Source organism: Cohnella silvisoli, from assembly GCF_021190915.1.
Taxonomy (GTDB): domain Bacteria; phylum Bacillota; class Bacilli; order Paenibacillales; family Paenibacillaceae; genus Cohnella; species Cohnella silvisoli.
In genome coordinates this window covers 1-24,223 of sequence record NZ_JAIOAP010000023.1, presented here as the reverse complement: position 1 = coordinate 24,223, position 24,223 = coordinate 1, and the positions used below count along the sequence as shown (strand labels likewise).

Genomic DNA, 24,223 nt, shown 5'->3' with positions numbered 1-24,223 from the left:
CCCAATTACTTCTCATAACCGTTCGGATGCTGGCGATGCCAATTCCACGAACTGGTGACGATGTCTTCCAGCTTCTCGCGGCGCGGCGCCCAACCGAGCTCTTTGCGTGCGCGGTCCGAGGAAGCGATTAGAACCGCGGGATCCCCTGCGCGTCGAGGTTCGATCTTAGCCGGAATCGGATGGCCAGTTACTTGTCTGGACACATCTATAACCTGCTTAACGGAGTAACCGTTGCCGCTTCCTAGATTGTAGATCGCGCTATCTTCGCCTTTGCGAAGCCGCTCAAGCGCAAGGATGTGCGCATCCGCCAAATCGCTGACGTGAACGTAATCGCGAATGCACGTGCCGTCGTCGGTCGGGTAATCTTCACCGAAGACGGAGATGTACTCGCGTTGGCCTAACGCCACTTGCAGAACTAGAGGGACCAAATGGCTTTCCGGACTATGGTCCTCGCCGATACGACCCGATTCGTGAGCACCGGCCGCGTTAAAGTAACGCAGCGACACGAACTTGATTCCGTGGGCAACGTCGAACCAACGGATCATTTTCTCCATCGCAAGCTTCGTTTCTCCGTAAGCATTCGTCGGCAAAGTACGGTCGTATTCGTCGATCGGTACCCGCTCGGGTTCGCCGTATGTGGCAGCCGTAGAGGAAAATACAATACGGGGTACGCCAGCCTTCTGCATTTGCTCCAAGAGACATAAAGTGCCGTATACGTTATTGTGATAATACTTGCCCGGATCCTTCATGCTTTCTCCGACCAAAGAGTTCGCAGCGAAATGAATGACCCCGTCGATGTCGTTCTCCTGAAAGACTTTCGCTACAAAGTCCGCGTCGCGCAGATCTCCCTCGTACAGCTTTCCTCCGAGAACCGCGTCTTTATGACCCTGATATAAATTATCGATGATAACAACCTGCTCGCCCTTTTCCAATAAAGCCGCTACCGCATGGGAACCGATATAACCCGCACCGCCCGTAACAAGTACCACCATCGTTTAAACCTCCCCTTTCAGTTCGCGCACACCGTCGCCGATGTTGCACACGTAGAAATCCGGATGTAAACCCGTTGCCGCTTCATACTTGCTGCCTACGTCCGCGATAAACCGCTCGACGGAATCTTGATGCACAAGCGACACCGTACAACCTCCGAAACCCGCTCCCGTCATACGCGAGCCCAGCACACCCGGAACGGAACGCGCCGCATCTACCATCGTATCCAATTCGATGCCTGTCACTTCGTACAGGTCGCGAAGCGAATCATGGGAAGCGTTCATCAGGAGGCCGAATGCAGCCAGGTCGTTATGCTTCAAAACTTCCATCGAAAGCGAAACGCGGTGAATCTCTTCCACGACGTGGCGCGCACGGCGGCGTACGGTTTCATCTTTGATCAAATGCTCATTCGCCCGATACTGCTCCAGCGTTAATTGACCGAGCAAAGTTAGCTCAGGAAAGGCTTGTTTTAAATCTTGTACCGCTTGCTCGCATTGAGACCGGCGTTCGTTATATTTGGAATCTACGAGCCTGCGGCGTTTGTTCGTATTTCCGATTACGAGCTTGTAAACGCCGGATTGGAAAGGGACCAACTCATATTTCAAGGTATCGCAATCAAGCAAAATCGCATGATCTTTACGGCCGTTAGCGACCGCGAATTGATCCATGATGCCGCTTTTGACGCCGATAAATTCATTTTCCGCATGCTGGGACCAAAGAGCGATTTGCACGGTATCCGTTGGCTTGCCTTCCATGACAAGGAGAGCATACGCCGTTACGACTTCTATTGAAGCTGAAGAAGATAAACCCGCACCGTTCGGAATCTCTCCGTGAAAGAGAAGATTATAACCTTGGCTTAGATAGATGTCTCTCTGAGCTAGCTCCCAGACGATGCCTTTCGGATAATTCGCCCAGTCGTCTTCCTCCGAGAAAGTAACGTTATCGATCGAAGTTTCCTTGGTCAGCGGGAAATTCGTCGATGCAAACCCGAGCTTGCGATCGTCCCGTGGAGCGATGAGCAGCGTAGTTCCGAACGTTAATGCCGCCGGAAAAACGGAGCCGCCGTTATAATCCGTATGTTCTCCTATTAGATTAACACGGCCTGGCGCTTGAAATATTTTGATTATTTCTTCGTTGCTGCCGAACTGCTGTACGAACTTCCGTTTCAATTCTTGTAGCTGTGCCATCTCGGTTTCATCTCTCCTTGGAATGTCCATGTTTACTATCAGTATATCGAATGTTGTCCCGATTACGAAATGGCGTGAAATGCTTTCCATATGGAGAAATGTGACTTTTGCAAAAGAACTCAATTGTGATTCATGGTACAATCAGGGTAAAAAGGCTTCGGTATAAGGAGAGCATCCCATGAGCAAATCCGCTACCTACCGCGTCGTATCCAATCCTGTCAGCTTTAATGCCCGAGAGTTAACCGTCTTATTCGCGGGTGAAAGCCAAACAAAACCTCAACATCGAATCGGACCTAAAGTGGTCGATTATTATTTGCTGCACTATGTGATCTCCGGAAAAGGAAGGTTCCGTACTGGGGAATTCGAAGCCGAGCTAACCGCTGGGGACAGCTTTCTCATTCATCCTAGCCAGCTGTTTCATTATGTATCGGACGAGGTTGATCCTTGGCGTTATCGCTGGGTTGCTTTTGCCGGTACGTTATCCGATTCTCTCATAGCGGAAGCCGGTCTCGGTCCGGATCTTCCGATCGTCCATTCCGGAGGGAACAAGAGCCCTGGCGAGCGCTGCCGCTCCATCTACGAAGCTTTTCGCGGACGCGGAAGCTCGGCTTCTCTCGTTGCATCCGGCCATTTGCATTTGCTGTTCGCCAGTCTGCATGAAGCCGTATCCGAAGGTACGATTTCGCAGGTCCGCCCGGATACGCACAGCGAAGAGTTGGTGCGTCAGGTCGTCGGGTATTTGTCCACCCAATACGCCGAGCCTGTCACCATCCAAGGAATGGCCGAGACGCTCGGTTATAACCGCGCTTATTTGTCCCGGCTTTTCAAGCAGCATACAAGCATCTCCCCCATCACCTTCCTAACGAAGCTGAGGGTCGATCACGGAAGACGGCTGCTGCGGGAGCGGCCTGAGCTAACGGTAGAACAAATCGCGTCTTCCGTCGGGTTCCAGGACGCGCTCTATTTCTCCAAACAATTCCGACGCTTGTACGACCAATCGCCCAGCGATTATCGGGTGACGGTGGGGAAAGCTTTGAAGTAAAGATTTGGGCAGGTTGCTGCTTAGCAGCAACGCGATTCTGAAGGCACTTTTTTGGCCCTCGTGCTCGGTGTGCGATTGGTTTTGGCGCAATGAAGGCACTTTTTTGGCCTTCGTGCTCGGTGTGCGATTGGTTTTGGCGAAATGAAGGCACTTTTTTGGCCTTCGTGCTAGGTGCGCGATTGGTTCTGGCAAAATGAAGGCACTTTTTTGGCCCTCGTACTTCATTTGCAGCCACTAACCAATAGAGAATAAGCAGTAACACCGGGCAGTTAGCTACCGTAGAGCGCTCCAAAGTAACATTATCTGTAAAATGTACGGCTACGACTTACTGCGTGCACCTAAGGGTCATCCCATCAGCCTTCTTCTGCTACACGCCCCTGCAACTCCAACTCAACTTCCCATCGCCCGGCGATTTCTTTAGCGTCATTGAAAAACTCCGTTGGAAACGTCGCCTGAAGCCGGCGGTTGGTTTCGTCCGATATTCCGCCGCCAATCCGATCAAGAACGGACATCGCAATGTAGGGCCATGCGATTTCCGTACCATCCGTTACCGCAATCGAAACGCCCAACCGTTCCTTCCGTAATCCCAACGCAAACACGCCATGCGCTCCGCTCTTAGCCACCACGTTCGGATCGGATAATAGCAAGCTGGCCAGGCGGTTGCGTCCTTCCACGTATTCCGGGAAAGCGTTCATCGCGCCTGTAATCCTAATTGCTGCAGCGGCAGCTTCATGATCTTCCGCAAGCTCGGGGCAGGCAAGCCGTCCATAAATAAAACCAAGTCGCCATAACGGCATCGCCGCAACCGGAAATCCGCAGCCGTCCTTGCCTACCGTTACTTGCTCGCCTTCTGCATCTGCCCACAGCTTAATGCGTCGGAGTATCTCTTTCTGGGCGGGGTGATCTGCATGGATGTAACCTTCCAACGGCCAGCCCTTCAGCTTGCACCAGGCAAGGACGCCTAGGTGTTTGCCCGCGCATGTGTGAAACAGCTTCCTCGGTTTGCCTCCACCCGACAAGTATTCATCCCTCGCTTGCCGTCCGACGGGCAATCCCGGCTGAATCGCCAACAAGGATTCATCCAAGCCAGTAAGGCTAACGATTTCCTCCAAAGCCGCCATCTGCTCCCGGCTTCCCCGATGCGATGCCGCCAGCAAAGCCAAATGGCGATCTTCGAAGCCATAAGCCTCAGCCGCCCCATCGAGCAAAGAAGCCATAGCCTGAACAGGCTTGGCGGTAGAACGAACGTAAGCCGGAGCATGAACGTCGCCGAGCGAATAGATCACCTTTCCATCCTCCGCCGACACGACGCATACTCTGCCCCGATGGACATTTTCCACTAACCCGCCTCTATTCATAATGACTAACGGGGCATCCTTCGGCATCTCTTTCGTTTCCATCTATCGTTGTCTCCTTCGTTTCTGCGCATACGGCACAAAAATCCCGACGAAACCGTCAGGATTTTTATTTGCTATTATCTATTTATTCGCCTCAATAGCCAGCTCCAACCTTCTCTTCTTCGCGTTCCCGCGACGACTCATTTTCCCCCGCGAAATTAATCGCATCCGAAAGGAGATACAGCGGGCGCCTCTTCGATTCTTCATAGGTACGGCCGATATACTCGCCAAGCACGCCGAGCAGCGATAAAGTGATGCCGTGGAACAGCAGGCTTATGGCGATGAGCGATGTCCAGCCTTGGGTAGTCGTATCGGTAAAGAAACGTTGATACAGTACGATAAACAGATAGATGAAACCGATCGCCGACAAAACGAATCCGAGCACGCTGGCGATTTTGAGCGGTTTGGTGGAGAACGATGTCATGGCGTCGAGCGATAATTTGATCATTTTGCGCAGCGGATACTTGGTTTCCCCAGCGAACCTTTCATCGCGAACGTAATCGACGGACGTTTGCTTAAACCCCGCCCAGCTAACCATTCCTCGTATAAACCGGCTTCGCTCCCGCATGGAAGTCAGCGCATCGCAAACCTTGCGATCCATAAGCCGGAAATCGCCCGTATCCACGGGAATATTAACGGACGTCATCGATCGCAGAAGCCTGTAGAACATGGCGGCCGTCATTTTCTTGAACCAAGACTCACCCTTGCGTTCGATCCGCTTGCCATAGACGACGTCATATCCTTCGCGCCAACGGGCAACCATGTCGACAATCAGCTCTGGCGGATCCTGCAAATCCGCATCGATCAAAACGACCGTTCTCCCGCTCGAATGATCCATGCCTGCGGTTACAGCGATCTGATGGCCGAAATTGCGAGAAAACTCCACCAGCTTCACGTTATGATCCGCCGCGCACATGCCGCGTACGATATTGGACGTTTTGTCCCGGCTGCCATCGTTCACGAACACGATTTCATACGTTTCTCCTATCGTATCTAGAACCGTTTTCAGGCGGCGATAAGTAACTTCGATAACTTCTTCTTCGTTGTACATCGGAACGACAACGGAAAGAAAACATTGTTTCTGCATGCGTACAACCCCTTTCTAGAACCCCCAGCTCGGCAGCCACCGTATCGCCAGGTTCATCCACTCCCGACTAATCGTGATGCCCGTATAGATCGGATAAAACCAAATGAACAACGCCGCGGCTGCGACAACAAACCATACGGTAAACCGACGTCCATCGCGATAATGCTCCTCGATCCAGCGCAGCATCCACACGATAGACAAGATAAGCAGCGGAACCATCGGAAAATAATGATAAAGGAACGTAATGCTTCGCGGAGCGATCATCCACGGAACGTAAAAAGACAAGTACGCGACGGCCAACGTAAGCACGATTCGGTCTCTCCGCCGCCATCCCAGCCACCATGACGCAAGCATAGCCAGAAGTCCTCCCCACCAAATAAGAGGATTGCCGATTGCCGCGATGCTCTGCGCGTCGCCCTTCACCAGATCCTTGCCGCCATAATACCAAACCGGTCTTATCATTAACGGCCATGTATACCACTTCGAAGAGTACGGATGCTTTTCCTTAACCCCTTTATGGTAATGGTACATGTTTTTCTGGTACTGCCATAAATCTTTATAGCTGTCTTCCGCTTTCGTCGCCTTAAGATAAGGCGCGTACGAAGCCGTGTAAACCCCTACGGGAACGGCTATGAACAAAATAAGGCAAGCCATGAGCGTCAGAACGAGGCGACGGCCATAATCGTAATCACCGTTTCCCCGGGCCTCTCGCCAGCGACGCGCAAGCGCGAAAACGAGCAAACCGGCAAGTCCGGCCCCGCCATATAAGTAATTCCATTTCACCGCAGCGGCCGCTCCGAAGAACAAACCGCTTAGCGCAAGGTACCCGAAGCTTCGCCGGAAGCCCCCGCCGCGCCATGCGATTTCACCGTAGCGATGCATCGCATAGAACATGATGATCGTGAAAGTAACCCCGATAATATCTACGTTCGCCATTCGGGAATGAACGAGATGGAAGCCTTCAAGCACGAGAAGCAGCGTAGCAATGAAAGCATACCGGGTTCGTTCGAACATCCCTCTAGCCGCCCAATAGAAAATCGGTACCATCAGCGTTCCGAACACCCCAGCCATGAAACGCCAGCCGTAAGGCGTCATATCAAACATTTTAACGCCGATCGCAAGTATTACTTTTCCTAAAGGCGGATGCGTATTCTCATACGGTTCCATCATCTGAATGAATTCGTAAGCGGTACGCCCGTGATAGATTTCATCGAAATACATCCCGTTGCGGTAGTCCGGACGATAAGGAGCCCACTGCTGCTCATCGAAAACCTCATAGCCGCTTCCTTCGGAGGCTGCTCCAATTTCGCTGCCTTTCTGGATATTATTAACCGGAACCGGCACCGTAACTCCCTTGGTGAAAAATGCCGCTTCATATAAACGGTACCCTGTGCTCTCCGTCGTAAACCTCATGTAACGCGCTTTAACCGTCTTCTCTTCAAGCTTCCATGTGAACACGCGGTTCGTCTTATGCTCGATCTTTACATAGAGTTCCCAATTTTGCCCGTCTTCCGACGATTCAATTTTCGTGTCTCCCTTAGCCCCGGGGCCTTCGTACAAGTTAAGGCGATCAATCGTGCGCAGCTCTCCGAAATCGGCCGTGAAAGATTCGCCCACCTTATCGGGCTTCCAGAAAGTTTGGGGAGCAGAGCGATTTCCAAGATCGGTAAAAGCCGTCAAAGCGGCAATTAAAGTTAAGATCAGAACCAATACGATATCAAGCGGTCCCCATTGCCGCCCCCCTCGATAACGAACGGATACTTTCCCCCATTGTATCGGGCCGGTTCTGACGTCATTGCTCAAGTTCATGTCCGTCCTCGCTTTCGCCTTGTTGTCCGAAATTTTTCCTGTCCTTATTGTAGTCGAAAGCGCCGTCCTCTGGAAAGAGCGCGTTTCATTTTGTCATGAGCGGGTAATTTACATCAAGGATGAATTAAATTGAATTGAACAAGGAGGAAATACAAATGGCTGAAACTCGTGGAACACTGAAAGGCGCTTTAATCGGAGGAGTGATAGGAGCTGTCGCAGCACTTCTGCTCGCACCCAAATCCGGGCGTGAATTACGCGGCGACATCCGAGATCGTTATACCGACATGCAGGATCGCACCAAACGGATGTTGACGGATGTCGGTAACAGAACCCAAGAAATGGCCAAGCAAGTCGGTCAGCAAGCCTCCGGTATTTTGGATAAAACGCGTTCCGCCGTCTCAACCGCCAAAGAAGAAGTGCAATCTTGGAAAGACGACAATAAATCGGAATCGAAGGATGAGCAGAAATTTAACTAACGCCCGTTCTCCGGCAACAATAACAGGCCGCCCCGGCGATCGCTCGCCGGAGGTTGGCCTATGTTGATTATGAAGGGAGAAGGTAGACATGAAATCCAAACAAATCATGTTAATAAGCGGTTCGGAAATGAGGATCAAGGAATCTTTATCCCAAGCAGGTTTCATCCGTGATTTCAGCCATCAATCCACTTATCGGACGGAATTAGACTCTCCGCAAGGCGTATACATTTTTCAAATCCCCTACGAGGAGTCGGATGGAACGCTTACTCTTTACGGAGAGACCGCTTTCTTCGACGGGATTTCGGACTCCGACGTACCGGAAAATATCCAAATCGCAGCTCTGGAGAGATGGTACGCACTCCGAGTCCGATTAGGCAATACGGAATCGCAAGTCTATTCACCGGATAGAGGGGACCGCAGACCGTCCGCTCCTATACCCTCTAGACCCGTTGAAATAGCTTGGAACGGCTCGATGGTTCAAGACTTCGCGGATATGAAGCGGCTAGGCCGGGATATGGACCGAATGAAGACGGAACAGCAGCTTAATGATGAAGGATTAGTTAATGATCCGATACAATACTGACGATATGAAGCATGCATATGTTCCAGTCATTGATAATCCCACTCCTTACAATAAGGATTGGGATTTTTCTACATTCGCGCTATATACAAAAACCGGTGCCCTATAACTAGGGCACCGGAGGGTTTTATAATGCTTCGTGTTGCAGACATTCTCTGTCGAGCAGCTCTCTCATCGCGTCCATGCTCAGTTCCTTCTCGAGCAGCTCAGGCACGGGGATAGACTGCATCCCTTCCTTCTGAAAATTGGAGTTCTCTAAATGGTAGCCATACTCCTTGATAAGGGTATACGCTTTGCAGAAGTTTTCAGCCGCATCGACAGCCCTGCCAAATGATACATATTCGGCGAGCTTGTTTCCGAAGCTGAGCGGATTAACCCGGGATCCGATCGTTAGATGGAACCCTTCCTCCTTCTCCAAAACAAAGATGTCGCTTTCCGAGCATGGGATCCGATATTTGACTGTCATGATCTCCAACTCCTTTACGGAAAAATACGACTTCCGGTAAGGATTATTACACACTCTAGAAGGAGATGAAACGGTCGGTTTCGGATTATTATTCCTGTTCCTCGAGCCGATGAACGAGCTGTTTTAACTTGTCGATCGCTCGCTTCTGGATACGGGATATGCTCATCTGCGAAACGCCGAGCTCGTCGGCAATCGCTCTTTGCGAAAGCCCGCTCTCGAATACCATAAGCAGCACCTGCCGCTCTTCGGGCTTCAAATGATCCATAGCCTCTTGAAGGTCGAGTCTTCTTTCCAAAGCAGCGAAATCATCAACCGGGGAACCAATCAGTTCGCCAAGTACGGCCGTATTCTCTTCATCCGATATCGGGGTATCCAACGAAACGTAATGGTATAAGTCTCGGCCGGCCAATATCTCCAGCGTTTCTTCCGTATCTAATCCGAGATGCTGGGCGATTTCGTCGATATTAGGGGAACGTTCCAGCTTGCTCATCAGTTCGTCGATGGCCTGCTGAACGACAAGCCCCTTCTCTTTGATCCTGCGGGGAACTTGGATGTACCAAGATTTGTCCCTTAAATAGTTTTTCATATGCCCGATGATGCTCTTCATCGCATAAGGCTCGAAGGGCATGCCTAAAGCGGGATCGAATTGCTTGAGCAACCGAAATAACGACATTTGACCAACCTGGAATAGGTCATCGTACAGATCCGGACGGTTGCGCGACATTTTGATAGCCGCCATCTTAACCATCGGTTCGTAATTACGAATCAGCTTGTCTGCTAAGCTGCTGTCAAGCGTTTTCTGATATTCGAGCAGTATCTCGATCGCGTCGTCGGGCAGACGCGCGGAAGAGGATAGGCTCATGCGGTTTCTTCGGATTTTATCCGTTTCTTCGTTAATGTGACTGCCGTTCCGCCATCGTGCTGCACTTCCACACGGTCCATTAGAGCTTGCATCAAGTAAAGCCCTAATCCGCCCGACTGGATTTCATCAATGGATTTACCGTGCAGGGAAGGCGTCGCTTGATTTTCCGCAATCTTAAAGCTTCGGCCGAAATCTCGCACCGTAATGGATAACTCATCCGCATTCGTAACGAACTGCACTTCGACATTGCCGTCATCCCCGCCGTATGCATGCAGTACCGCGTTATTGCAAGCCTCGGAAACGGCTACCTTCATATCCTCGATATCCTCGAACGTAAATTTCATTTTACTTGCAATCCCATATAAGGTAAGCCGAACCAAGTCGACGTATTCCGGCAATGCGGGAACCGATAACGTTACGTTTCTTTCTTTTGTCATAGGAGTCTCTCCTCATTCCTCTCTTAACTTATAGATTATTCGGCTTTGGCCAGAAAAGGGGTAATGCCCGTCATATCGAACAGTTTGCGAATATGGGTCGGAACATGCTCCACATCGAATGGAGCGTTCCGTGCATGCCGGGCTTTGACTACGGAAATCAGAATACCGATGCCCGTGCTGTCAATGTATTTCAAATCTTGAAGATTCAAGGTTAATCGGCGATCGGCTAATTCGATCAGCGGCTCCATTGCCGCCCGCATTTGCGTAGCGACCTCCAGATCGAATTCACCGCCTACGAATACGATGGTTTGATTATCTCGATTCTCTGTACGAAGGGTAAATTTATTCGGTACCATAGCCATCTCTCCTCTACTCCTGCATGGATCGTATTGAAGCTCATATGACTGCTCTAATTTTGTTATAACCCGTTTTTCCGGCGATTGAAACATGAAAAAGCTTCCGGGGCCGAAAAGTTTCAGGAAGCTATTCCGGTGGTAATCGGTGTTGTCGACCCCGCAGCAGGTAAGCGAGTTATATTCCGAAGAAAGGGGGTTCTCCATGAGCGATCGGAACTTAGACTTTCAATTATCTTTTTCGGAATCCTGTATTTCATCGTGAAGTATATTTTCCCCTGGTTTAAGTAAATCGTAACAAGGAAGCTTCCGGGTAAACGCCTGGAAGCTTTCTTGCCATGCATATATCCCGGCGATCCGATTCATTGGAGGCAAACCATGAGTTTACACTTCGGAACCTTGTACTGGCCAAGCACTTATCCTGATCCCGTCCGTTATCCCCGATTAAGCGAGCGCAAAAAGACCCGTGCCGTCATTATCGGCGGGGGAATGTCGGGAGTCACATGCGGTTACATACTGGCTACGAGCGGCATCGATGCAATCCTTATCGAGCAGAATACAATTGCATCCGGAAGCACGGCTTCCAATACCGGATTGCTTCAATACTCGAACGACACGATGTTAAGCGAATTCGCGAAAAGTATTGGAGAAGAAGCCGCTGTGCTCTTCTATCGTGCCTGCAAGCAGGCTGCGGAGCATTTATGCGGCATAGCCGAAGGCCTGCGCAGGAAAGTCGATTTCAAGCGCCGCAGCAGCCTCTATAGCGCGTCCGTACCCGAGGATGTTGCTTCCCTGCGCCGGGAGTACGAGATGCTGCACCGTAAAGGGTTCGGCGTGGAGTGGTGGGACGAGGATCGGATCGCCCGACACTTTCCTTTTCACCATTATGCGGCTATCGTCACGAGAGGGGATGCGGAAGTAAACCCCTATTTATTCGTTCATTCCTTAGCCGAGGAAGCCCATCTTAGCGGACTGATAATCCATGAAAAAACGTCGATGCTGTCGGTCAAACCTTCAACGAGCGGGTATCGGGTAACTACGGACGAGGGGGAAGTCGAGGCCGAGCATATCATCTATGCCGTCGGTTACGTTCCCGAGAAAGCCGGCGGGAAATGGGTACGAGCCCAGATGAACCGCACATATGCCATCGTCACCGACCCGATCGCTTCCTTATCGGACTGGCATGAACGGAATATGATTTGGGAGACGGCAAGACCCTATTTGTACCTTCGAACTACAGCCGACAATCGCATTATCGCAGGAGGGCTGGATGAAAATATTCGCCAGCCCGTTTTGACGGAGCAGGAGCTTCATGCCCATTCGATGAGATTACTGTCCGAGCTTCACAAGCTGTTCCCGGGACTATCCCCGCAAATCCGTTACGAATGGTGCGCGACCTTCGGGGAGTCCGTGGACGGCTTGCCGTGGATTGGGGAGGATCCAGACCGCCCCGGTCAACATTATTGTTTGGGCTACGGAGGAAACGGCACGATCTACAGTATGCTAGGCGCGCAGATTATTCGCGATCATCTTCTTGGCGTGAACAACCCGATCGCCTCCATCGTTCGGCCCGATCGTGTTATCCGCAGTCCGTATAGTATGTAGAACTAGAATGTGAGGAATAGATGGGCTTTTAAAATGGATACAAAAAAGCCCCAGTTTGAATGCCGGAGGGAGCTGGGGATGGATTCGATTATGCCGTAACCTTGGCGGTCTGAGGAACTTTAAATGAGTAAGAAAAACAGTTGCGCCATCCTTGGGACCGTGAAACACGTTTATATCGAGCGATTCCCCGCCATCGTACCAATCTTCACATGAATTAACCTGATTTTCCGCTTAACTCCTGCCATTGCACCTAACTTCTCATAAATTAACTTGATTTTCCGCTAAACTCCTGCCATTGCACCCAACTTCTCATGAATTCTCCTGATTTTCCGCTTAACTCCTACCTTCGCACCCAACTTCTCATGAATTAGCCGGATTTTCCGCTTAACTCCCACCTTTGCACCCAACTTCTCATGAAATAACCTGATTTTCCGCTTAACTCCCCACCATCGTACCCATCTTCACATGAAAAAACCTGATTTTCCGTTTGTCTACTCCTGAAGACAGCATCACCGGACTTCATAGCGAAAATCTACGGCCGATTCCAAGATAGCTCACGGTTTTATTTTTCTTATCAGCCAAGAAAACCGGCTTTGCCGTTTTCGGGAAGGAATGTGCCATCCTTATACGCCGTCATCGACCTTTCCGCCACTGTAATATGGTGCGAAGGCCAAAAAACTGCCCTCACCACCTTGAACCTCAGCATTGAGACTTCGCCAAGGCCAAAAAACTGCCCTCACCACCTTGAACCTCAGCGTCGAGACTTCGCCAAGGCCAAAAAACTGCCCTCACCACCTTGAACCACAGCGTTGCATCTTCGCGAAGGCCAAAAAACTGCCCAAGTGGCGATGCCACCCTCGAATTTTATACTGACTGTAAAATAAAAAACGTCAGGACAAAATCTCCTAACGTTCCTTGTTAAACAGCTTCTTCATGGTTCCATTAATGAACGATATCGGACGCGCCAGCGTGCTTGAGCAACGAAGAGGCGTTAATCTCCGAATCCGCGTCAGCAACAAGCAGATAACTGCCGGACTCTACCGCTTCTCCGCACTTCTTGGCCGCCTCGCCAGGAATTCCGATATCCTTCAGCACTTCCTCGCTGCTAAGTCCGTCTTCGGAATCGTATCCGGCGACAATCACGCTTGCCGTTCCGATCCCCATTAGCGTATTTCCTACGGGGTACCCCGTAACGCTCGGCGCAACTCCAATCGGGAATATGCGATCTTCCCCGTCAAGCTCGCGAGTTTCCTGAATCTCATATAACTCCTCGATATGAACGTCTCCATTGGAAGCCAGAATCGGCGCGCCTTCCCTATTTCCCACAACTACACGAATTTCGTCTTTGTCTACTCCCGCTTCCCGAAGCAGCCGTATGGCTTCCAATACTTCCTCTTCTTTATTGAATATACCTACGGTCACAGCCATGTAAGACACTCCTTTCGCGCATAGCCTTGTATGGACGTACATACTAGGTATACCCTGAAAAAGGTGCTTTGAACCGACATCGACGGATCTCAACCGTATAATCTAACGTAACTTACGAAAGATCCGATGCTGATCGTTCCGGGTCTCGTATCGTTCCGCCAACGGCGTGAACGAAATCGATTCCTTGCCTCCAACGACGAGGAACCCTTCCCGCGCTAAGCTATCGTAGAGAAGCTTGTGAACCTGGCTCCTGAGCTGGGAGTTGAAATAAATCATGACGTTACGACACATAATGACATGAAACTCATTAAAAGAACGATCGGTCACGAGGTTATGGCGCGCGATCACGATATTGCGGCGCAGAAAAGGCTTTAACCTTACGATTCCTTGATCGGAGTCGTAATAATCCGAGAAAGATTGCATTCCACCGGCCGCTTGATAATTTTTCGTATATTGCTTCATCTTTTCTAGTGGAATGATGCCTTCTTTCGCTTTTTGCAACGCGCTCTCGTTAATGTCGGTCGCATAAATGCGTGTCTTATCGAGCACCCCTTCTTCATGCAATAGAATCGACATGGAGTGGACTTCCTCGCCCGTAGAACAGCCGGCATGCCATATTCGAATATAGGGGAGTTTGCGAAGCAACGGAATCACGTCCCTCCTTAAGGCAAGGAACGTGTCCGGATCGCGAAACATTTCCGTGACGGGGATGACAAGATCGCCTATTAGACGATGAAAGGCTTCCGTGTGATGCATGACCCTTTCCTGCAAGGATGAAACAGTAGATAGCCCTTCCATTTGAATCCGATGCCAAATCCGGCGACGAATGGATGCGAAGGCGTAATTGCGAAAATCATAACCGTACCTTCTATAAATTCCTTCCAGCAGCAAAGCGATTTCGATTTTCTCCAATCCGCCGTCCGAGGGTCCATGCGTTATCATCGATACAACCACACTCTAATTAAGGATAGGAGTTGGTCCGTATTGATCGGTTTCGTTATGTAGTCCGATGCTCCGGCCTCGATGCATTTATTCCGGTCGTCCATCATCGCTTTCGCAGTCAACGCGATAATGGGAATGGAGTTCCAATCGGCATTTTCCCGTATAAGCCTCATCGCTTCGTAACCGTCCATTTCCGGCATCATGATATCCATGAGCACCAAATCAATGCCCGTTTCCGTCTTTAATTTGTTCAACGCCTCGCGCCCGTTTTCCGCGTAAACGACTTTCATTTGCTGATGCTCCAGCACGCTGGATAACGCGAAAACATTACGAACGTCGTCGTCTACAAGCAGAATTTTTTTGTTCTCGAAAGTCGCTTCCCGCTCATGCAATAACCCATTATCTACACTGCTCGGCGGATCGACACCGATTACCGATTCGGAAGCTGCCGCCGTTAAATCGAAAGAATGAGGCTGCAAATCCGCCGTTACATCCTCACTGGACGACGTAACTTCAGGAATTCGATCCGGTAGAATGAGCGTAAAAGTGCTTCCCTTACCTAGCTCCGTCTCCAGATGAATCCATCCTCCCAACAACTGGGCGAGCTCTCTGCTAATCGTTAAACCTAGACCCGTTCCGCCGTACTTGCGGCTTGTCGTGCCGTCCGCTTGACGGAATGCTTCGAAAATGTGCTCGCTCTTCTCGTGAGGAATACCGATTCCGCTATCGTTCACCGAGAAAGCGAAATAATGAATTTCGTCTCTTCTCGCCGAAGAATTCAATTCCATTTCGTTCGGCTTCCGTATCGTTAAAGTAACCGATCCGTTATCCGTGAATTTAATCGCATTGGACAGGAGATTACGCATAATTTGTTTCAGCCGATGCCCATCCGTCCAGATCGCCTCGGGAATATCGTCGCCGCGGCGGATATAAAGCGATAACCTTTTTGCCGATGCCATCGGCGTATACATGTGGTCCAGGAAGATGGTAAGGTCATCCAGCACCATCCATTCCGGATGAATATCCATTTTACCCGCGTCGATCTTGGATAAATCCAATATTTCATCGATCATCTTAAGCAGATCGTTACCGGAGAGATGGATCGTTTGCATGTACTCGCGCTGTTTATCGGTCAAATTGCCTTCTTTGTTCTCGGAGAGAAATTCCGACAAAATAAGCAAGCTATTCAACGGCGTTCTTAATTCGTGAGACATATTGGCGAGAAACTCGGACTTGTACTTACTCGTTAAAGCCAGCTGAATCGCTTGGCGTTCAAGCTCTGAGTTGGCCTGCGCAATTTGTCTGTTCTGCGATTCAACACGATTAATATGCTCTTCCAAGGCGCGCGTCTTGATCGTCAGCTCCTCGTTCGCATGTTCTAGCTCTTCCCACTGCTGCTGCAGCCGTTGTTCGGAGTTTCTCAATTCGTTTTGCTGGCTTTCAAGCTTATCGTTCGTCTCCCTCAGCTCTTCCTGTTGGCAAATCAACTCTTCGGACTGTGCTTGCAGTTCCTCGGTCATAGCCTGTGATTCCCTCAGGAGCTCTTCGACGAGCTGGCGGGAGCGAATGTTGTTAAGTATCGTTCCGAGCTTGTCGCATAAAGAAAAGAGCAGTTCCCGATTTTCCGAATCGAATCCCGTTGTGGAGGCAAGTTCAACGACGCCAATGGCTTCATCTTCATATAAAATAGGTTGAATGATCAGAGCTTTCGCCTCTGTCGTGCCAAGACCGGAACCCATTCTCACGTACCCTGCAGGCAGTTCGTTCATAACGATAGCTTTGGCATCTTTATAAGATTGTCCGATCAGACCTTCTCCCGACTGAATAACCGAAGGAGCGGCAGAAGCATCGGATTGCTCGCCTAGAACAGCGTATGTGCCGGACAGCTCAAGCCGTACGCCTCCGGAAGCAGGATCGTTCAAATACAGGAGCCCATAGGAGGCGCCCAGAACGGGAGCAAATTCCGATATAAACGATTGCGCGACAACCTTGGGGTCAGAGCCCTGCTGCAGCAACTCCGTCACTCTGGCTATTTGGCCGTTCATCCGTCCCTGACGCTGTTGAATGCCGGATAATAAAGCTTCCCGTTCATTTTTAACTTGAAGATCAAGCGCGATTCGCTTAAAAATTCTCGCTAAATCGCCCAACTCGTCCTGTGACTTGATATCGAATCGGGTGAACCCGCGCAGGCGCCCTTTACCGAAACGGTCCGCCATTTTTCCGAGCAAATCAAGTCCCTTCGTAATGCTTGGAAACACCCATAGGACGATCGCCAAACCGAGCAATAAACCTGCGATAGTCAGAAAGGCAACCATCTGTACGGACCTGCCGTACAATTTCCGGGAATCTTCCATTTCCTGCTTTAAGAAGTTTTCCTGGGTTTTCACAAGACCGTCCATCGAATCGATAACTTGTCGTTGTTCGATTCGGAGTTTGTCTGCATAAAGCTTCTTGGCTTGTTCCACTTCGCCTTTATTGATTAATTCGATAAACTCCTTAAGCGATTTCGTATAGCCTTGAGCCGTTTTCAATATTCCATCCATTATGCCTTGTTCGAAATCGCTGAGTTCAAGACCGGACAATGCTTTGAACTGTTTAGCCGCATTCGTCAGCCTCGAGGTGATCTCGTCGACCCCCTCTTTGGGATTTTGATCGCCTATCATAATATCGTTCATAATGCGGCCGGAGGAGTTGATTTCCCCCCGAACGGCAAGCGCAACCTTAACCTTCTCGAATCGATTTTCGTAAAAATGATTCATTGTTTGGTTCATTTGACTTAAACGCTCATAGCCGAACGAAGTGATTCCGAGCAGAAGGAGTAGAAGCATTGAAAATCCGATGCTCAATTTGGTTTTAATTTTCACGCTTGGAGCCTCCCGGCATGACTTCGACTCTTACCAAACAGCGATCATCCGATCGTCCGTCCAACGGCTTGCAGTCAATAAGCTGCTTTAAGCTCTCTTCATCCTTCTTGATCTGGTAGAGGAAAGCCGTTAGCTGCTCCAATTGCGCCTCGTCCTCCCCTTGAAAGGGGCCAAGTATGCCATCGGTGAACAAATATAGGGAATCCCCCGGTGACAGGGTAATGATGCGGGATGCGATTTCCAACGAATCGAACATCCCGAGCGGAGGCATGCTCACGGACAGCTTCTCCGGAAGCGATTCATCGGCATGGTAAAGCAATCCCGGGGGATGACCGGCATTCGCGTATTCAATCTTTCTCTGCTCCAAATCAAGGGTCACGTAAATGCCCGTACAATAATAATGAATTAGCTCATTCTCCCATTGAAGTCCCATCAGCCGGCGATTGAGCTCGGTAAATACCCTTTGGGGAGACCATAACGTCCTCATTGATTCCTTGAGAATCGAAGCGATGAACATGCTGACGAGCGAAGAGGAAATCCCATGTCCCATCGCATCAATGACCGCGATCGCCCAACGATTGTCATCGATTTTGTGCCAAGCGTACAAATCGCCGGCCAGAGCCTCCGATGCTTGGAAATACGCCTGAATCCGGACATCCTCATCATCCACTTGATCCGGCAGCACAGACTCTTGAACTTGGCGCGCAAGCAGAAGCTCTTGCCGCATCCGGGAATCCCGCTCCTTGTGCCAATCCAGCTCGCGCTTCAACTTAAGCGCCGAGCGAATTCGCGCAAGCAGCTCGGTTTTATTAATCGGCTTGGTCACGAAATCAATCGCGCCCGCGTCCAGAGCTTCCGCAAGCTTGCGCGAATCCCCTATTGCCGTAACCATAATGACGGGTATGTCTTTATAGCGGACGTTGGCTTGCAGCTTTCGGCAAGCTTCGATCCCGTCCATCGCGGGCATCATCAGATCTAACAAAATCAAATCGATTTGCGGGGTCGCGATCGCGTTTCCATCGCCGTGATTTTTGAGCAATTCAAACATTTCTTTGGCAGAATAAGCTGCGCGAAAATCGTTGTATCCCGCTCTTTTTAACATTTCCTGAATAACCATGACGTTCATGGCATTATCGTCCACGATTAATACAGCCATCTTATCTTTGTCTCCTCGGTGAAATCGCGTAATTGGCAGAGCTCAAGCAACAAACGCGAATAAGGAATGAGCGGCGCAATTCCACCCTCATTCCTTATTCCCATTTGCTCCCGAGCTTAATGGCGGGCCATTACTAATACTTTACCATTATCCAACTCCGCTTCATACTTGCTTGCTTCGTACGGGTTGAATCCCATCGCTTCGATCTTGTGACGAAGAGTGTCTCCGCGGGTTCGGAACAGATTGGCTATCGCATCGAACATGCCTTCTTCAGGCACGCCGATTTTATTCGCATCCGCCGCTTCCGCCAATCGATCCGTCCGATCTCTTTCGTGCGCCAGAACGTATATTTCTTTTTCCGTGTACCCTTGGCGATGCAGATCATTCACGACGTCAAAAGCTTCCAGTCCGTTGTTTACGAGTTTAGCGTAGGCTTTCATGGCTTCCTCCTCCTTATTCGTAGCTTGCTTACTATTAAACTGTGCCTAGTCTATTGAAACAACAACTTTGTTAACGAAACTTCGATAGTTCCGCTCATAAATCCGTGAAAAGATCCAACGAAACAAGCTTCCCTTGGTCATCGACAAATACTTTCAGCGCTTCCTCTCCCCGTAGAACTCCCCATCCGTCATCCGCCTCGAAATCGGGTTTTCCGAGCATAAGCTGCAATTCTTCTTTCACCATCGGTATGTCTTTACCATCTACGTTCGTCTTTTTTGCGGCTGCCGACACTTCGACATAGGAAACCGCTCCCCCGCAAAATCCGACGTTTCTTCCTTCCTTATAATGCCAAGTCTCGCAACCGCTCTGCCATTCATCGGGAACGATTTTTCCGGGGGTTCCCCATATTCCCGTTACTTCTCCCGTTTTATCGCCAAGCTCTATTCCATCCAATTGCCACTGGTCAGGTACGGGCTCTGAATACACGACAACTGCAGGAACGGCAGCTGCGGGTGGAGAACCCCCGTTAATGATCGAGGAAAGCAATAGGAGCCATGATAACAACATCTCAGATTTCCTCCTTCGTATAGGAATGAGATTGTTCTCTTTGCTTCCAACCTTTCTGTATGCCCATCAAGACGCGGGAACCTAATACCGCCCATTGCATCCAGGAAGGAGACGCGCTCCCGTTTTCAATGGAGGCTGCTTGCTTTTTAATGGAATGCGTAATCGATTTGGTCGCTTCCCGCGCCGTACCGGTTACTTCGCTTAGCATTATGCCGACATCCTGCACGGCGTCGAACAAAGGATCCGTCGATTGCAGCTTTCCTCTAATATCGTCTGCGACATCATTTATGCTTTCCGCTAATTTCTTTACTTCTCCTTGCAGTCCTTCGACAGTTTCCTTCACTTCTTGCATCGCGGATTGGGCGGTCATTAGCGAACGCTGCGCCGTTCTTAATAAAGAGACCAGAAACACGCATAGAACGACAAAAGCTATCACGGCAATCATTATACTCCAGGTCATGATGTCGTTGTTTTCCAATGGGCAGCCCTCCGTTTCTAACTTAATCGGTGTAAGTTAAAGTTACCCGTTCACCGGTTGCCCCGAAACAACTTCCCGATAAAGAATTTCTTGATTTTGTTTATCGTTTCCCTCTTCACCGGACGTCGCAGCAAGGTTTGAATATCCGATCGTTGACTGTGCTATCGGACAACCCATCTGGATATTTGTTGCAGTATATTCCTTTTTCAGGTAAAGTAGGCTTTAGCGTAATCCTTCTGGCTCCTCTTCAACTTAACCAACGGGGTAAGCTCATGTGATGAACGAATCAGAACGTCGCCGCCTACTTTCCTGAAAAAGAACCTCTAATCGATACAGACGCTTCCCTACGCTTTCGCGAATTGGGAAGCGTCGTTTTTTTTCCGGAGGTGATTGAAAATTCGTTGTTTGCGTTAAAAGGTAGTCAGTTAGCCCTGCGGGGAACATATCAAATAATCGGAGGTTGATCCTATCATGAAAGCCTTATTTCTCGCCGGCGGTTTAGGTACTAGGTTGCGTCCACTTACGGAACATCTTCCGAAGCCGATGGCTCTGGTGGGTAATCGACCTTGGCTAGAGCATTTGCTCCTTCATTACCGGGATCAAGGCGTCAACGAAATCGTCGTTGCCGTCAAACACTACCGCGAACTGATCGAAAGCCACCTCGGTGACGGTTCCAAATACGGTGTCCGCATTGATTATGCCATAGAAAAAGAATTGCTCGGCACCGCCGGCGCGATCAAAAATGCCGAGCACCTGCTTGGCGACCGGTTTATTGTCGTTAACGCGGATATTATCCACCAAGTCGATCTCTCGTCCGCTATGAAGTTTCATGAAGGCCACGGCGGCGCCATAACGATTTGTTTAACGGAAGTGGAAGACCCCTCGCATTACGGAGTCGTCGAGCAGACGCATACCGGCCAAATTACGCGTTTCATCGAAAAACCAAAAAAAGAAGAAGCACCGTCAAATCGGATCAATGCCGGCATATACATTATGGAGCGGAGAGCGCTCGATTACGTGCCGACCGGCAAACCGGTATCGATAGAGAAAGAAACATTCCCTCTCCTAATCGAGAACGGCAGCGGAATTTACGGCCATCCCATTAACGGCTATTGGATGGACATGGGCACGAAGGAGCGTTATCGCCAGCTTCATTGGGATTTGCTCGATCGCCGTTTCCCGGTCAAAATCGACGGCAAAGAAATGGAGGATAAAGGTATTTGGATCGGAGACAATGTCCGGGTCGGTCAAGGCGTGCTGTTCATTCCCCCGGTCATGATCGGAGATGATGTAACGATCGGAGACCGCGCGATTATCGGTCCATACGCGGTCGTAGGCAAAGGAAGTCGAATTGGCGAACAAGTGCGCTTGTCCAACTCTATCCTGTGGGATAGGTGCAAGATTCGCGCCGGCGCCCAATTGAATGAATGCATTTTCGGATCCGGCATGCAGGTCGGTCCCCACATTTTGCACGAAGCTGTTTGCAATCGTATCTTGGAGGTGCAACGCCGATGAATACTCGTCTTCCTCAGGTCGCTTATGTTAGTACTTATATTCCCAAAAAATGCGGACTTGCTACTTACACGCACCATTTGCGCGAGGCGATCACCCATGCCAAAGGAAATCGGTCGATTGATCCCGTCATAACCCTGTGCAATCCCGAAGAAATGTTAGATTACCGGGAGCCTTGGATGCTTCCTCTTATTAAACAAGACCGGGATGATTACAGAAGAGTAGCCGAGGCGATCAATCAGAGCTCGGTTGACATCGTTTCCCTGCAACATGAATTCGGAATATTCGGTGGTGAAGCCGGCTCTCATATTTTGGATTTACTGCGTCACGTGAAAAAACCGGTTGTCACGACCTTCCATACCGTATTTGAGCATCCTGTAGCGCCTTATTCCGATGTTCAGAAGGAAATTGCGCATTGGAGCGACCAATTACTTGTCATGAACCGTAAAGGGATCGGATATTTGCATGATAACTTCGGGGTCCCGCTTGAGAAAATAACGTTTATTCCCCACGGCACGCCCGTGCCGAACCGTTCGGACCGCATAAACGTCAGGCGGAATGCAGGTTGGGATAATCGCAAGGTGTTGTTCACATTCGGATTGCTTGGGCGCAGCAAGGGAATAGAGTTAATTTTGCGTTCATTGGCTTCTGCCGTTCAAGCCGTCCCGGAATTGCTGTACGTCATCGCAGGCCAAACGCACCCGGAAGTACGCAAGCATGAAGGCGAAGCTTATCGCGAGGAATTGATGACCATGATTGCCGAGCTTGGACTCGAGCATCATGTGCAATGGATTAATCGATACGTGCCTGAGGACGAATTAGTGTCCCTCATTTCCGCGTGCGATTTATATGTAACCCCCTATCCGGGCATGGGGCAAATCACGAGCGGAACGTTGGCCTATGCGGCAGGATTGGGCAAACCTATTCTGTCTACTCCGTATGTGTATGCCAAAGATTTGGTGCAGGGCTATGATGAGATGCTTCTTCCGTTTGGAGATGTCGAGGCTTGGAGCTCCAAGCTGATCGAATTGTTTACTTATCCCGGCATGTTGAACGATTGGGAACGGGTCATGTCTGAAATCGGGCGAAGTATGCATTGGCCGCATGTGGGGGCGCAACACCTGCGGTTGTTCCAACAAGTCATTACGGAACAAAGGGACAAAATTGCCGATGTCGGCTAATGATACAGTCGTCCGTCCGGAGGCACCGCCATCTTTCGCCCACTTGCGCCGCCTAACGGATGACACCGGATTGCTGGAACATGCTCTCGGACGCATTCCCCGACGACGCGAGGGCTATACGACCGATGATAATGCACGGGCGTTATGGACCGTGACAGAATGGCTTTCTTTCGGCCCCGATGCGGTGAGTTCGGAAGATCGAAATGAACTTAACCGCTTGGCCGACATCTATATCGCGTTTATGCTGTGGACGCAGAACGACGACGGTTGGTGGTTGAATAATTTTTCGTACGACCGGACGCTTGAGCCGGAGGGAATTTCTCACGATTGCCAGGGCCGTTCGATATGGTCCTGCGCGGATGCATGGATCCGTCTGGAAGGTCCTCACCGTGAAACGGCGAGGGTGATCATCGAGAAGTCCATGCCGACGTTATATCGCATTGATTCGCTTCGGGGTCAAGCTTTTGCGATGGCTGCTTGCGCCCACCTGCTTGAAGCCTCGCAGAAGGGACAGATCGATCTTCCCGCGGATATGGCGAGAGAGCTGAACTATCATTTGCTCCGCTTGGAAAGTTTGTTAAACGGTGCTTTCCGACATTTCTTCGATGACAACTGGCGTTGGTTCGAGCCTGCCATGACTTATAGCAACGGAGTTCTCCCTTGGGCGATGTTGCGGACTTATCGATTTACCCGACGTGCGGAAAGCTTACGGACGGGATTGGAAAGCCTTGCTTATTTACTCGAAGTGATGACGACCGAGGAAGGCTGGCTGCGGCCGATAGGCAATGAAGGCTGGTGTACGTCCGAAACCGTCAGCCGGTGGGATCAGCAGCCTCTGGAGATGTTTAAACTCGCGCTTGCTCTCGAGGAAGCCGCGTTGGCCATTGAAATTTCCGAGGCCGAAGCGGATCTTAGCGCTCGTTTGGTAGGAAGCGCCAGAGGAAAAGGAGGCTACGACTCTCGATCAGAGGATAATCATGCTTTGGTACAACATGGAGCAGTAGGCGTCTCTGGCTTAAGTTCAGGAAATAACGTGAAATATCGTGCCGTACGCGATCGTTGCCTGGCGTGGTATTACGGGGATAACGACTTGCAAGTCACCGTCGTCGACCCGAATGACGGCAGCTGCTGCGACGGCTTAACGCAATATGGCCCCAACATCAACTGCGGCGCGGAAGCGACGATATCCTATCTGATGACGGAAGCGCTGTGCCGAAGAGGATAAAATGTAAAGATGAGGCTGTCCCATAAGTAAGCTTATGGGCAGCTTCTTTACTGTTTCTATCGATTATGGTTTTTGCGGGGGTGTATCTCCTTCCGGTTGCTGTTGGAATCGTGAAATCTGAATAGGTAAACTCGTAAC

At 50.2% G+C, this 24,223-nt stretch carries 23 protein-coding genes; 7 read left to right on the top strand and 16 right to left on the bottom strand.

From position 1 onward, the window contains the following. Nucleotides 1-5: 5 nt before the first annotated feature. Nucleotides 6-992 carry a UDP-glucose 4-epimerase GalE gene (gene galE / locus K7P76_RS29845; protein ID WP_232189752.1) on the bottom strand — a complete coding sequence of 329 codons (987 nt, stop codon included), beginning with the start codon at nucleotides 990-992 and terminating at the stop codon, nucleotides 6-8. Between the two features lie 3 nt (nucleotides 993-995). Continuing rightward, complete coding sequence (locus K7P76_RS29840; protein WP_232189751.1) at nucleotides 996-2,177, bottom strand: galactokinase; 1,182 nt, start codon at nucleotides 2,175-2,177, stop codon at nucleotides 996-998. 178 nt (nucleotides 2,178-2,355) lie between these two features. Between K7P76_RS29840 and K7P76_RS29835 the strand changes: the two genes are divergently transcribed. Further along, entirely contained in the window at nucleotides 2,356-3,219 is an 864-nt protein-coding gene (locus K7P76_RS29835) for an AraC family transcriptional regulator (protein ID WP_232189750.1), read from the top strand. A 353-nt stretch (nucleotides 3,220-3,572) separates the two neighbouring features. Here K7P76_RS29835 and K7P76_RS29830 read toward each other — a convergent pair whose 3' ends face one another. From K7P76_RS29830 to K7P76_RS29820, 3 genes are all read right to left on the bottom strand, one after another. Beyond that, the gene (locus K7P76_RS29830) at nucleotides 3,573-4,619 is read right to left on the bottom strand and encodes an asparaginase (protein WP_232189749.1); all 1,047 of its coding nucleotides are present in this window, start codon (nucleotides 4,617-4,619) and stop codon (nucleotides 3,573-3,575) included. Nucleotides 4,620-4,710: 91 nt separating this feature from the next. Next, nucleotides 4,711-5,703: a glycosyltransferase family 2 protein gene (locus K7P76_RS29825; RefSeq protein WP_232189748.1), complete on the bottom strand. Its 993-nt coding sequence runs from the start codon at nucleotides 5,701-5,703 to the stop codon at nucleotides 4,711-4,713. 15 nt (nucleotides 5,704-5,718) lie between these two features. Then, the gene (locus K7P76_RS29820) at nucleotides 5,719-7,512 is read right to left on the bottom strand and encodes a phospholipid carrier-dependent glycosyltransferase (RefSeq protein ID WP_232189747.1); all 1,794 of its coding nucleotides are present in this window, start codon (nucleotides 7,510-7,512) and stop codon (nucleotides 5,719-5,721) included. 155 nt (nucleotides 7,513-7,667) lie between these two features. On the opposite strand from K7P76_RS29820, the gene K7P76_RS29815 reads away from it, so the two are divergent. Then, nucleotides 7,668-7,988, top strand: coding sequence for a YtxH domain-containing protein (locus K7P76_RS29815; protein WP_232189746.1), 321 nt, complete (start codon nucleotides 7,668-7,670; stop codon nucleotides 7,986-7,988). An 88-nt stretch (nucleotides 7,989-8,076) separates the two neighbouring features. Further along, nucleotides 8,077-8,571, top strand: a complete 495-nt coding sequence (locus K7P76_RS29810; RefSeq protein WP_232189745.1) for a hypothetical protein — start codon at nucleotides 8,077-8,079, stop codon at nucleotides 8,569-8,571. 124 nt (nucleotides 8,572-8,695) lie between these two features. Here K7P76_RS29810 and K7P76_RS29805 read toward each other — a convergent pair whose 3' ends face one another. The 4 genes from K7P76_RS29805 to K7P76_RS29790 all read right to left on the bottom strand — a co-directional run bounded on the left by K7P76_RS29805 (nucleotide 8,696) and on the right by K7P76_RS29790 (nucleotide 10,695). After that, entirely contained in the window at nucleotides 8,696-9,034 is a 339-nt protein-coding gene (locus K7P76_RS29805; RefSeq protein ID WP_232189744.1) for a hypothetical protein, read from the bottom strand. An 88-nt stretch (nucleotides 9,035-9,122) separates the two neighbouring features. Continuing rightward, nucleotides 9,123-9,896 (bottom strand): sigma-70 family RNA polymerase sigma factor, encoded by a 774-nt coding sequence (locus tag K7P76_RS29800; RefSeq protein ID WP_232189743.1) that lies wholly within the window; start codon nucleotides 9,894-9,896, stop codon nucleotides 9,123-9,125. Then, nucleotides 9,893-10,333, bottom strand: a complete 441-nt coding sequence (gene rsbW / locus K7P76_RS29795; RefSeq protein WP_232189742.1) for an anti-sigma B factor RsbW — start codon at nucleotides 10,331-10,333, stop codon at nucleotides 9,893-9,895. Before rsbW ends, K7P76_RS29800 begins: the two co-directional genes overlap by 4 nt. 35 nt (nucleotides 10,334-10,368) lie before the next feature. Then, on the bottom strand, nucleotides 10,369-10,695 hold the full coding sequence (locus K7P76_RS29790) for an STAS domain-containing protein (protein WP_232189741.1): 327 nt from the start codon (nucleotides 10,693-10,695) through the stop codon (nucleotides 10,369-10,371). 369 nt (nucleotides 10,696-11,064) lie between these two features. Here K7P76_RS29790 and K7P76_RS29785 point away from each other — a divergent pair, with 369 nt between their 5' ends. Then, entirely contained in the window at nucleotides 11,065-12,291 is a 1,227-nt protein-coding gene (locus tag K7P76_RS29785; RefSeq protein ID WP_232189740.1) for an NAD(P)/FAD-dependent oxidoreductase, read from the top strand. Nucleotides 12,292-13,233: 942 nt separating this feature from the next. Here K7P76_RS29785 and K7P76_RS29780 read toward each other — a convergent pair. From K7P76_RS29780 to K7P76_RS29750, 7 genes are all read right to left on the bottom strand, one after another. Beyond that, complete coding sequence (locus tag K7P76_RS29780; RefSeq protein ID WP_232189739.1) at nucleotides 13,234-13,719, bottom strand: general stress protein; 486 nt, start codon at nucleotides 13,717-13,719, stop codon at nucleotides 13,234-13,236. Nucleotides 13,720-13,821: 102 nt separating this feature from the next. Beyond that, nucleotides 13,822-14,661 (bottom strand): CheR family methyltransferase, encoded by an 840-nt coding sequence (locus K7P76_RS29775; RefSeq protein WP_232189738.1) that lies wholly within the window; start codon nucleotides 14,659-14,661, stop codon nucleotides 13,822-13,824. Then, nucleotides 14,658-17,525 carry a response regulator gene (locus K7P76_RS29770; protein WP_232189737.1) on the bottom strand — a complete coding sequence of 956 codons (2,868 nt, stop codon included), beginning with the start codon at nucleotides 17,523-17,525 and terminating at the stop codon, nucleotides 14,658-14,660. Before K7P76_RS29770 ends, K7P76_RS29775 begins: the two co-directional genes overlap by 4 nt. After that, entirely contained in the window at nucleotides 17,515-18,681 is a 1,167-nt protein-coding gene (locus tag K7P76_RS29765) for a SpoIIE family protein phosphatase (protein WP_232189736.1), read from the bottom strand. The genes K7P76_RS29770 and K7P76_RS29765 overlap by 11 nt, the downstream gene beginning before the upstream one ends. A gap of 116 nt (nucleotides 18,682-18,797) precedes the next feature. Next, a complete protein-coding gene (locus tag K7P76_RS29760) occupies nucleotides 18,798-19,121 on the bottom strand; it encodes a YflT domain-containing protein (RefSeq protein ID WP_232189735.1) in 324 nt (107 codons plus the stop codon). Between the two features lie 94 nt (nucleotides 19,122-19,215). Next, complete coding sequence (locus K7P76_RS29755) at nucleotides 19,216-19,689, bottom strand: hypothetical protein (protein WP_232189734.1); 474 nt, start codon at nucleotides 19,687-19,689, stop codon at nucleotides 19,216-19,218. A 1-nt stretch (nucleotide 19,690) separates the two neighbouring features. Then, nucleotides 19,691-20,167: a DUF948 domain-containing protein gene (locus tag K7P76_RS29750; protein ID WP_232189733.1), complete on the bottom strand. Its 477-nt coding sequence runs from the start codon at nucleotides 20,165-20,167 to the stop codon at nucleotides 19,691-19,693. Between the two features lie 471 nt (nucleotides 20,168-20,638). On the opposite strand from K7P76_RS29750, the gene K7P76_RS29745 reads away from it, so the two are divergent. From K7P76_RS29745 to K7P76_RS29735, 3 genes are read left to right on the top strand one after another with little or no spacing between them, the layout of a single operon-like run. After that, complete coding sequence (locus tag K7P76_RS29745) at nucleotides 20,639-21,682, top strand: nucleotidyltransferase family protein (RefSeq protein WP_232189732.1); 1,044 nt, start codon at nucleotides 20,639-20,641, stop codon at nucleotides 21,680-21,682. Next, complete coding sequence (locus tag K7P76_RS29740) at nucleotides 21,679-22,860, top strand: glycosyltransferase family 4 protein (RefSeq protein ID WP_232189731.1); 1,182 nt, start codon at nucleotides 21,679-21,681, stop codon at nucleotides 22,858-22,860. Before K7P76_RS29745 ends, K7P76_RS29740 begins: the two co-directional genes overlap by 4 nt. After that, nucleotides 22,850-24,085, top strand: coding sequence for a hypothetical protein (locus K7P76_RS29735; protein ID WP_232189730.1), 1,236 nt, complete (start codon nucleotides 22,850-22,852; stop codon nucleotides 24,083-24,085). Before K7P76_RS29740 ends, K7P76_RS29735 begins: the two co-directional genes overlap by 11 nt. Nucleotides 24,086-24,223: the final 138 nt, after the last annotated feature.